The sequence below is a fragment of the Mumia sp. zg.B17 genome (assembly GCF_019550915.1).
Lineage (GTDB): Bacteria > Actinomycetota > Actinomycetes > Propionibacteriales > Nocardioidaceae > Mumia.
On the sequence record NZ_JAHWCI010000014.1, the window covers coordinates 1 to 4510 of the forward strand.

Annotated in this window: 2 pseudogenes; one reads left to right on the top strand and one right to left on the bottom strand. The window is 68.6% G+C overall.

The annotated features are described in order from the left end of the window. A pseudogene (locus KV097_RS18885) lies at positions 1–4265 on the bottom strand (hypothetical protein); the annotation flags it as partial. Between KV097_RS18885 and KV097_RS18890 the strand changes: the two are divergent. Further along, positions 4253–4510 (top strand): annotated as a pseudogene (locus KV097_RS18890) (hypothetical protein); the annotation flags it as partial. The pseudogenes KV097_RS18885 and KV097_RS18890 sit on opposite strands and share 13 nt — an antisense overlap.

Consider the following 4510-nt stretch of genomic DNA (forward strand, 5'->3'; position numbering starts at 1 on the left):
GCCGTGCCGCCGTTGTCGTTGACCACGTCCTTGACCAGCGTCAACGTGCCCGGCTGATCGTCGTTGGTGATCGTGCAGGTCACGTCGCCACCGTTGGCGACCGAGACGGTCGCACCCTCGATCGTCGCGCCGGTGCAGGTCCAGTCCGACGCGGAGTATCCGGTCGGGCCGGACTCGGACAGGTCGTAGTCACCGGCGTTCACCGTCACCCCGGTCACCGCCTCGGTGCCGGTCACGCCGGACAGAGCAGTCGGCCCGTCAGCAGACAGCGTCCAGTCGGTCGCCACCGCCGACCCGCCGTCATCGTTGACGACCTCCTTGACCAGCGTCAACGTCGCCGGCTGGTCGTCGTTGACGATCGTGCAGGTCACGTCCCCACCGTTCGGAACCGTGACGGTGATTCCCTCAAGCTCTCCACCCGTGCAGGTCCAATCACCGGGGACATAACCGCCCGGACCGGTCTCTGCCAGGTCGTAGCCTCCGGCGTCCACCGTCGCGCCAGTCACCGCCTCAGAACCGGTCACACCGGTGATGAGCGTCGGACCCTCGGCAGACAGCGTCCAGTCGGTCGCCACCGCCGTCCCCCCGTTGTCGTTGACCACGTCCTTGACCAGCGTCAACCTGCCCGGCTGATCGTCGTTGCTGATCGTGCACGTCACGTCCCCACCGTTGGCGACCGAGACGGTCGCACCCTCGATCGTCGCGCCGGTGCAGGTCCAGTCCGACGCTGCGTAACCGGCCGGCCCGTCAACCTCCGACAGGTCGTACTCACCCGCCTCCACCGTCGCACCAGTCACCGCGTCACTGCCAGTAACACCGCTGATCGGCGTCGGCCCATCAGCAGACAGAGTCCACTCCGTCGCCTCCGCCGACCCACCGTTGTCGTTCACCACGTCCTTCACCAACGTCAACGTGCCCGGCGCATCGTCATTCGTGATCGTGCACGTCACGTCCTGACCCAGACCCACCGACACCGAACCACCCACCACCGGCACAGCACCAGACGGACTGACACAAACCCAATCCGAAGCCCCGTAACCGGCAGGCCCGTCCGACTCGGCCAGCGCGTACGACCCCACCACGACAGCACGGTCGGTCACCGGCACCGAACCGGTCACCCCCGACACACCCGCCGTCGGACCCGTCGCCGACAACGTCCAGTCCGTCGCCTCAGCCGTCCCACCAGCGTCGTTCACCACGTCTTTCACCAAGGTCAAGGTGGGCTGCTGCGCAGTGTTCACGATCGTGCAGGTGACGTCGGCACCGTTGGCCAACGTGAGCGACGCCCCCTCCAACGTCCCTCCGGCCCCTTCACAGCTCCAGTCCTCTGCGTCATAGCCACCCGGACCGGCCTCGGTGAGCTCGTAGGTTCCCGAGATCACGTTCTCGTCGGTCACCCCGTCCTCACCGTTGCCGCTGACCGGGTCCTGACCTGCGATCCCGTCCGGCGTCGCGGTCAGCGTCCAGTCCGCAGGCACGTCGGTGGCGCCGGTTGCCCCGCTCTCCACCTGCTTGCGCAACGTCAGCTGCGCGGGATCGTCGTCGTTCACGAAGGTGCAGGTCACCGCCTCCCCCGGGCCGACCGTCACCGTGCGGAGATCGCGGGTCACGCCACCGGCCTCGCAGTTCACCGCGACCAACGAGTATCCGGGGACCCCGGTCTCCGCCAGCTCGTACGGGTGGCCGGGCCGCACCTCGTACGTCGTGCCGGTGGCAGTCCCGGGCCCCGAGTAGGTCTCGAGACCTTCCACCGGTGGGTCGTCGCCGGGAGTCGCGCTCAGGGTGAAGTCGCCGGGCTCCGCTGTCCCACTACCGTCGTTCACGACGTCCTTGACGAGCGTGAGGCGACCGGTCTGGTTCGTCGCCGTGCACTGCACCCGTACGCCGAACTGCACCGTCACGGCACCGTTGAGGCCGTCGGCGAACCCGGGGATCTGGGCACCTTCGGCGTCGATGCGGATACACGCCCACGACCCCGTCGACGACGGATACGCGTCGCTGGACCGGACGTCGTTCTGGACATAGGTCGGAGGGCCGCCGGACTCGGCCAGCTGGTACGGAACCCGCGCCGTGACGACCTGGTCCGTGACCGCCGCACTCCCCGCCGTACCGTTCGGACCGGGCAGCTGACCCGCGGGCTGTCCCGGAGCAGGAAGCGCCGCGAGGTTCCACGACGTCGGGAGGGCAGACCCGACCACATTCTTGGCGAGCGTCAGCCGGGACTCGCAGTCGACGCTGTTGCGGATGGTCAGCGTGTTGGCACCGGCCGTCAGTGTCTGGTCGTACCCGTCCGGGATCGGGATCGGCGTGACGTCGACGCCGTTGACCTCGACGATCGTCGGCTCCCCGACGGTGCACAGGTCCGGGTCCACGGCCGGCGCAGTGATGTCGACGTCCTCGTCCACGGTCACGGTGTCGCCGGCGCTGTAGCCGGGACGTGGCGCACCCCAGTCCTGGTTGGAGGCAGGAGCCCCGTCGGGGCCGGTCAACGTCAGCTGAGCGGTGAGCCCGCCCGGCTGACTGCCGTTCGGGACGGGCGCAGCACCGTTGATGACCCATTCCTTGTCGACGGTGACGGTGGCCGGTGCGACAGCCTGGTTGTAGACCGTGCAGCTCACGGGGGCGTCGCTCGGCACATCGACGGTGAAACCGGTCGCGCCCGAGTTCGTGACCGGGACGGCTTCCTCGGTGGCGAGATTGCGACAGACGGCGTTGAATCCGTCGACGGGGAACAACGACTCGCCTTCCTGCTCGGTCTCGGTCACCGTGATCGCACCCGTGGACACGCCGCCGCCGAAGGTGATCGGGAAGTTGACGCCACTGGTGGCATCGGTCGTCGCACTGGTGGTCGGCAGGCTCACGCCGGGCGTGGTGGTCGCCGCGTCGAACGTCCACCCGGCTCCGCCCGGCGTCGCATTCGTGATGTCGCCGTCCGGACCGACGATCTGCTTGATCACCGACAGCGACTCGTCACAGTCGCCGAGGGCTAGGTCCCGTAGTGCAGTACCGACGGACGCGTAGTTCGCGACCTGGAAGTAGTCGGCCGTGTCGGTGTTGCTGCCGTCGTACGCCGTCGGACCTGAGATCGCTCGGAGATTCTGTGCGGTTGCGGGGTCGCTCACGCCGGAGCCGACGCCGACCGCCAGGACGCGCGTGCCTCGTGCCTTCAGCGCGTTGGCGGAGAAGACACCGTTCTCCATCTCGCGCACCCGCTCGAAGTATCCCGGCCCTTGTTCGGGCTGCGAGTAGAGGGTTGGGTTTCCGTCGGTGATCACGACGGCGAGGTCATAGGTGGGGGTGGCCTGCGCCGGCGCCGCGAGCCCTCGGTCCCAGTTCGTTCCGCCACCGGCGGTCCAGGACTGGTAGCGCGCCTTGAACGTGTCCGCGCCCTGCTGCGTGGCGACCGAGGTGAGTCCGGGGAAATTCTGCGTCGCCCCGTCGGCCGGGGAGACGGTGGAGAACGAGAACAACGCCAGCCGCGACGGCGTGCCGACGAGAGCGTCGGCGAAGGTGTCCGTCGCCGCCTTGAGCTCCACCAGCTGTGACGGTGTCACTGAGCCCGACAGGTCCTGGATGATGGCCACGTCGAGGCCGCAACTCTGGGCCGGTGGCGGATTGGTCCGCGACTGCTGCCAGATTCCGCCGGAAGCGACACGGTTGGTGTCGCCCGTGCCGATCATGAAGTCCGACGTCGAGCTGTAGGTGTTGCCGGCTCGGAGCCTCAGCCCGGTCCGGAACTGGTACGCCGTGCTCTCCGAGAGCGTGCCGTCGCCCTCGCCCGTCCGGAACGACGGGTTGATGGTGAACCCCTCCGGCGCACCTTCCTGCACCACCCAGAAGCGGCGGTCGCAGTTGTCTCCGGCCGTGATGCCGAGGCAGGTGCCGAGAATGCTCGTCTGCGTGTCCGGCACGACGAAGCTGCAGTCCCCGTCCGCGTCCGACACGCAGGTCGCCCATGCGTCGGCCACGGGGGTCGTCGGGGCCGACGTTCCGTTGTAGAGCCGGAGGGTCACGCCGGCCAGGTTGGACACACCGTTCGTCCCCACCCGGTCGGCGCCGACCTTGACGGTGATGACCGCGTTGTTGCCCGTCGCCGGCGGGACGTCCGCAGGCGCAACAGCCGGCACCGCACCCGTAGGCGGCGCGCCGAGGAGACCCATCAGCAGCAGCACAGCGGCCGACGCCACGAAGCGACCCGACCGCTTGTTCCAGAATTCCTTGCCGCCCATGGATCCCCCAACCCGGCCCATGCGTGACGCACTCACGCACGCATAATGGGCATCCTGCCCCAGATGGGACAAACCGGCACACGGGGTCGGAGGTCAGAGGGCTCGAGGGTCAGAGAGGCGCTTTCGACGACCTCGGCCAGCTCGAGGCCGGCACGGAGACCTACGACAAGGCGACCCTCGCCGAGAAGTCCGCACGACTCTTCCGACAGAAGGGCCGCCCGCGTCTCCTCCTCATCACGTGCGAGGACTGGGACGGCACGGGCTACCGCTCCAACACCGTC